At 60.7% G+C, this 5681-nt stretch carries 7 protein-coding genes; 2 read left to right on the top strand and 5 right to left on the bottom strand.

The features are described 5' to 3' along the window. A partial coding sequence (locus B3849_RS06750) for a 2,3,4,5-tetrahydropyridine-2,6-dicarboxylate N-succinyltransferase (protein ID WP_286779937.1) occupies positions 1-503 on the bottom strand: 503 nt, incomplete at its 3' end. A 152-nt stretch (positions 504-655) separates the two neighbouring features. Here B3849_RS06750 and B3849_RS06745 point away from each other — a divergent pair. Next, entirely contained in the window at positions 656-1507 is an 852-nt protein-coding gene (locus B3849_RS06745; RefSeq protein WP_407474089.1) for a TIGR00730 family Rossman fold protein, read from the top strand. Between the two features lie 14 nt (positions 1508-1521). Here B3849_RS06745 and B3849_RS06740 read toward each other — a convergent pair whose 3' ends face one another. The 3 genes from B3849_RS06740 to B3849_RS06730 all read right to left on the bottom strand — a co-directional run bounded on the left by B3849_RS06740 (position 1522) and on the right by B3849_RS06730 (position 3823). Continuing rightward, positions 1522-1734 (bottom strand): hypothetical protein, encoded by a 213-nt coding sequence (locus B3849_RS06740; RefSeq protein ID WP_005850541.1) that lies wholly within the window; start codon positions 1732-1734, stop codon positions 1522-1524. A gap of 190 nt (positions 1735-1924) precedes the next feature. Next, entirely contained in the window at positions 1925-3100 is a 1176-nt protein-coding gene (gene rlmN, locus B3849_RS06735) for a 23S rRNA (adenine(2503)-C(2))-methyltransferase RlmN (protein ID WP_037942562.1), read from the bottom strand. A 192-nt stretch (positions 3101-3292) separates the two neighbouring features. Continuing rightward, positions 3293-3823 carry an invasion associated locus B family protein gene (locus tag B3849_RS06730; protein ID WP_278376335.1) on the bottom strand — a complete coding sequence of 177 codons (531 nt, stop codon included), beginning with the start codon at positions 3821-3823 and terminating at the stop codon, positions 3293-3295. Positions 3824-4002: 179 nt separating this feature from the next. On the opposite strand from B3849_RS06730, the gene B3849_RS06725 reads away from it, so the two are divergent. After that, positions 4003-4983: an asparaginase gene (locus B3849_RS06725; RefSeq protein WP_278424975.1), complete on the top strand. Its 981-nt coding sequence runs from the start codon at positions 4003-4005 to the stop codon at positions 4981-4983. 62 nt (positions 4984-5045) lie between these two features. Here B3849_RS06725 and serB read toward each other — a convergent pair. Beyond that, positions 5046-5681 (bottom strand): phosphoserine phosphatase SerB (gene serB, locus B3849_RS06720; protein WP_286779936.1); only part of this gene is annotated, 636 nt, incomplete at its 5' end.

Raw genomic sequence — 5681 nt, 5'->3', positions numbered from 1 at the left:
ATGCCGACGCCGCCCGACAGATGCACGTTCTTGCCGATCTGCGCGCAGGACCCGACGGTCGCCCATGTGTCAACCATTGTGCCGCTGTCGACATAGGCACCAATGTTCACAAAGGACGGCATCAGCACGACGCCCGGCGCGATATAGGCCGATTTGCGCACGACACAGTTGGGCACGGCGCGAAAGCCTGCCTCTTTCCAGTCGGCATCGTTCCAACCTTTGAACTTGCTATCGACCTTGTCCCACCAGCCGCTGCCCTGCGGGCCGCCGTCTTGCTGTTCCATATCCTTGATACGGAAGCCCAGCAGGACCGCTTTCTTGGCCCATTGGTTCACATGCCAGTCGCCGTTCTCCATCTTTTCGGCAACGCGCAGCTTGCCGCTGTCCAGCGCGGCCAGCGTGTCTTCGATCGCGTCACGTGTTTCACCGGTGGTGGCCGAAGTGATCGTGTCACGGGCGTCCCAGGCGGCTTCGATGGCGGTTTCAAGTTGGGCGTTCGACATGGGTGTAGCTCCGGCGAATGAGGGTCAAATGTTGCGCTTGGCTATACAGTCGTCGGGGCTGTGGTGCAATGACGTCGGATGGCGTGGTCATTTGCGGCAAAGGCAGGCATGTTGCAGCAAAGGGCACCCGTCGCCCGCACAGACCGGAGAGTATGATGACCGAATCCAAACGCCACCCCTTGCGCATGGCCGGCGACGACCGCGCTACCGCGCAGGATGTACCCGACACGCCGCAAACGCGCGCCCCGGCATACCGGCTGGCCTTTACCGATGACGACTTCATGTGCCGTCAGGAGTTGCGCCCCGTCCGGCTGCAACTGGAATTGCTCAAGCCCGAGATGGAGCTGGACGCCCATGGTGTGAAATCCACCATCGTTCTGTTCGGCGGCGCGCGTATTCCCGCCCCTGCCCATAAAGACAAGGCCCGCACCAAGACACTGGCCGATCTGTCCCATTTCTATGACGAGGCCCGCGAATTCGCACGGCTGATGACGCTGAAATCGATGGAGAGTGACGGGCAAGACAACGTGATCGTCACTGGCGGTGGCCCCGGCGTGATGGAGGCTGGCAACCGCGGTGCCGTCGACGCCGGCGGGCAATCGATCGGGCTGAACATCGTTCTACCCTTCGAACAGGCCCCGAATGAATATGTCACACCGGAGCTGTGCTTTAACTTTCACTACTTCGCGATCCGCAAGATGCATTTCCTGATGCGCGCGCGGGCGATCTGTGTCTTCCCCGGCGGCTTTGGCACGCTGGACGAGATGTTCGAAACGCTGACCCTGATCCAGACAGGCCGGATGAGCCGTGTGCCGTTCCTGCTGTTCGGCCGTGCCTTCTGGGAAAAGATCATCAACTGGGATGCGCTGGCAGACGCGGGCACGATCTCTGATCAGGATCTGGACCTGTTCCAATTCGTTGAAACCGCCGACGAGGCGATGAAGCTGATCGAGAACTGGGATACAGCCCCCGCCCGAGAGGAAGTCCCCGGGCGTTCAAAATAAAGGTTCCGGTCAGATCAGGCGCAAAGATCGGCCGGAAGCACACAGACCTCAACGTGATGCGGCAGCGTTTCCAGAACGGACCCGTGGTCCGTATCACGTACCCCATAACCATAACCGGCCAGACGATGTTTCCATTCGCGGTAGGACAAGGCGCTTTCGCGTTCGCGGGTCACAAGCGCCAGTACATCGGCAGTGATAAAGGCGTCGTTCTTGATAATAACAGTCATCGCAGTATCGCTCCTGATTGTGTTGTCGATGGAAACAATATTCTGGGCGATCATGACTTAATTTCTGCTTAAATGTGGCGGGCCCAAGGTCATTTCAGGGTGACCCCGCCACAATCAAACGCCTTGAAATGCAAACAGCCGCCCCAATCGGGACGGCTGCATCGTGGATTTCACGTTGAATTAAGGGCAGTTACATCCCCGCGTCAGCCTCGATCTGCTTGCGGGACTTGCGTTCGCGCTCTGTCGCGGATTTCAACTGACCGCAGGCCGCCATGATATCTTCACCCCGCGGTTTACGCACGGGCGAGGCGTAGCCTGCCTGATACACGATTTCGGAGAACGCACGAATGCGGTTGTTCGACGACCGCTTATACGGCGCGCCGGGCCATTCGTTGAAAGGGATCAGGTTGATCTTGGCGGGGATACCGCGGATCAATTCAATCAGACGATGCGCATCGGCGTCTGAATCGTTCACACCATCCAGCATGACATATTCAAACGTGATCCGTTCAGAGTTGCTGACCTTGGGGTAGGCCCGCAGCGCCTCGATCAGCTCGGCGATGTTCCAGCGTTTGTTGATCGGCACCAACTTGTTGCGCACCTCGTCCGTGGTGGCGTGGAAAGATACAGCCAGCTGGCAGCCAATCTCTTCGGCGGTGCGCGCGATCTCTGGCACAACACCGGAGGTCGACAGGGTGATCCGGCGGCGCGACAGCTGGATCCCCTCGGGGTCCATCGCGATCTTCATCGCGTCGCGCACGTTTTCAAAGTTATAAAGCGGCTCGCCCATGCCCATCAGCACGATGTTGGACAACAGCCGCGGCGCATCGGTCAGCGTACCGGGCACGGGCCATTCGCCCAGATCATCCCGCGCCACCATCACCTGCCCGATAATCTCGGCCGCGGTCAGGTTGCGCACCAGCTTTTGCGTGCCAGTGTGACAGAAGGAACAGGTCAGCGTGCAGCCGACCTGAGAGCTGACGCACAACGTACCGCGCCCCTCTTCGGGGATATACACCACCTCGACCTCATGGCCGCCCGCGATGCGCACCAGATATTTGCGCGTGCCGTCTTCGGACACCTGTTTGGTCACGACCTCGGGCACCTCGATCACGAACTTCTCGGCCAGCTCGGCACGGAAGGCTTTCGACAGGTTGGTCATATCGGCAAAATCGCGGGTGCCCCATTGATAGATCCACTGCCAGATCTGCCCCACACGCATCTTCGCCTGTTTCTCCGGCGTGCCTTCCGCGATCAACGCGGCGCGCATGGCATCACGGGTCAACCCGACAAGGTTCACCGGCCCCTCCGCCTGCTTACGCGGAATGGTCATGACATCTTGAGTAATCGGCGCGGTCGCAGACATGGGGATTCTCCGGTGTGCAGGGGTTTGAGCGCTCTATATAGGGATTTTTCCCTAAATCAAAAGGAAACGCCGCATTGCTGGGCCGGGCTGAGTGCATAGCTTCGCCCGTCATGGCCGCTTTATCGACCAAACCCTTGGTGTGAAAAAGCCCCGCCAATGGCAGGGCTTTGCGATCAGTTCAGGCGGAAAAACCTAGCCGCCGCAGCGTTTGGCCGCATCTTCAACCGCAGCTGTGAACCCCAGAAGCGAGAACGTGTCCTCGGTCTTGGTCCCGCGCCCGGAACGACCCGTCAGCTTGGCATCCGCACCACGTTTCATCGCGGCGATGATCTTGTTGTCGTCCTCGGTGGTCGCAGGCCAGGCCCATTCGCCTTCGGTGAACAGCTCGAACGTGGTGCCGCCGATGTTCATGTTGACAGTCGACCCCGAAGCAAAGGGATAGCCGCCGGTAAAGGCCACCTGCCCCTTGGCCCCCGCGCTTGGACGGTAAAAGACCATCAGCAGGGTCTGGCCGCGGTTCACCGCCACAACGCGACCATCGCGGGAGTTCACGGATTCTTTCGGCGTGGACACGCCCCAGCATTCGGTCGGGTTGTCTTCGACGAATACGCTCCAGTCCGTCTCTGCTGCCACGCGGTTCGTGCTTTGCGCTTGCGCGAAAACGCTGCCTGCGCTCAGACCCGCCAGCGCCGCCGCAAAACCAATCGTCCTAAAGTTCATCATCTACCTGGGCCTCCAGCCGCCATTAACCTCAACATCACAACAATTCCCCAATGGCAGCCCTTCGGGAGGCGCTCTTGATCAAAGGAACTGTATTTCTCTCGTCAACAAGCATAATAACGGCAAACAGGCGACACACGAAACCCTGATTGGCAGGAATTCGCCAACGAAAAGGATAATTCATGACCCAAGCAGCCCCCTTTGCTGAAATCTGGCGTGGTCCGTTTCTGGAAAGCGTGCATTCGGGTCATGCGGTGGTCTGTGACAGCAGCGGTCAGATCCTGCAGGCTTGGGGCGATCCCGACACGGTGATCCTGCCGCGCTCCTCTGCCAAGATGATCCAGGCGCTGCCCCTGATCCAGTCCGGTGCCGCCGATGCCTATGGCCTTGGGCCCCAACATCTGGCGCTGGCCTGCGCGTCCCATCAGGCGGCGGATTTGCATGTGGGCATCATCTCTGACTGGCTCAAGACGTTGGGGCTGGACGACAGCGCCTTTCGCTGCGGCACGGCACTTCCCGGGGACGAGGCCGCGCGCAATGCACTGGTGTGTTCCGGCACGCAGCCTTGCCAGATCCACCATGAATGTTCCGGCAAACACGCGGGCTTCTTGTCGGTCAACGCTCATATGGGCGGCGGCGCGGATTATGAAAAGCCGGACCACCCCGTGCAACGCGCCTGTCTCGAGGCGTTCGAGCGTGTGACCGGCACCACCTCGCCCGGCTTCGGGATCGACGGCTGCTCTGTCCCGAATTTTGCAACTACGCTACACGGTATGGCCCGCGCCATGGCGCATTTTGCCGTTGCTCCTGATGGGTCGGCCGAGGCGCGGCTGCATCAGGCCATGCGCCTGCACCCCGACCTTGTCGCCGGCGAAACCCGCGCCTGCACCAATCTGATGCGCGCGATGAACGGCAAGGTCGCGCTCAAAACCGGGGCCGAGGGGTTCTTCATCGCGATCCTGCCGGATCAGAACATCGGCGTGGCTCTCAAGGCGGCCTGTGGCACCAAACGCGCGGCCGAATGCGCGATCACCTCGATCCTGGTCAAACTCGGCGCGCTCGACCCGAACCACCCCGAAGCGTTGAAATACCGCAATGCCCCGATAGAAAACCGGCGCGGCATCATCACGGGTACGCTCAAACCTGCCGCTGGCTTTGCGTAACGTCGCTTCCAAATGGTTAAAAATCCCGGGGTATGGGGCAGCGCCCCATGCAGCTTGCGCGCCTAGATGACGAATTCGTCCTTGGCGTACCCCTGCACATAAAGCAGCGCCGTCAGGTCGCCAAAGTTGATCCGCACGTCACATTCCGCCGCCACGGCGGGCTTGGCGTGCAGCGCCACCCCCATGCCCGCGCGCGCCAGCATGCCCAGATCGTTTGCCCCGTCGCCTACGGCAATCACGTCATCCTCTGACAGCCCCAGGCGCGCGGTGATCTGTTCCAGCGCATCGACCTTGGCCTGTTTGCCCAGGATCGGCACACCGACGTCGCCCGTCAGCACGCCATCCGATGCGATCAGCGTATTCGCGCGGTTCTCGTCAAAGCCAAGCGCCTCTGCCACGGCGGCGGTGAACGCCGTGAAACCGCCCGACACAAGCGCCGCATAGGCCCCATTTGCCTTCATCGTGGCGATCAGGGTCTTGCCGCCGGGCATATGGGTGATCCGTTCGGCCAGCACGCGGGTGATCACCGCCTCTTCCAGCCCCTTTAACAGACCAACCCGTTCGCGCAGGGCGGCGTTGAAATCAAGCTCTCCGTTCATGGCGCGGGCGGTGATATCTTTGACGCGGTCCCCGACCCCGGCCTCATCTGCCAGCTCGTCAATACACTCCTGCTGGATCATGGTGCTGTCCATATCCGC

The sequence above is a fragment of the Sulfitobacter sp. UBA4523 genome, assembly GCF_002388305.1.
GTDB classification, from domain to species: domain Bacteria; phylum Pseudomonadota; class Alphaproteobacteria; order Rhodobacterales; family Rhodobacteraceae; genus Sulfitobacter; species Sulfitobacter pontiacus.
The sequence above is the reverse complement of the archived record's forward strand: the minus strand, read 5'-3'. Positions and strand labels throughout refer to the sequence as shown.

What these genes read in the sequence shown, in the direction of transcription:
- B3849_RS06745 (WP_407474089.1), top strand. Translation starts at nt 656, where the DNA reads ATGATGACCGAATCCAAACGCCACCCCTTGCGCATGGCCGGCGACGAC.
- B3849_RS06740 (WP_005850541.1), bottom strand. Translation starts at nt 1,734, where the DNA reads ATGACTGTTATTATCAAGAACGACGCCTTTATCACTGCCGATGTACTG.
- rlmN (WP_037942562.1), bottom strand. Translation starts at nt 3,100, where the DNA reads ATGTCTGCGACCGCGCCGATTACTCAAGATGTCATGACCATTCCGCGT.
- B3849_RS06730 (WP_278376335.1), bottom strand. Translation starts at nt 3,823, where the DNA reads ATGATGAACTTTAGGACGATTGGTTTTGCGGCGGCGCTGGCGGGTCTG.
- B3849_RS06725 (WP_278424975.1), top strand. Translation starts at nt 4,003, where the DNA reads ATGACCCAAGCAGCCCCCTTTGCTGAAATCTGGCGTGGTCCGTTTCTG.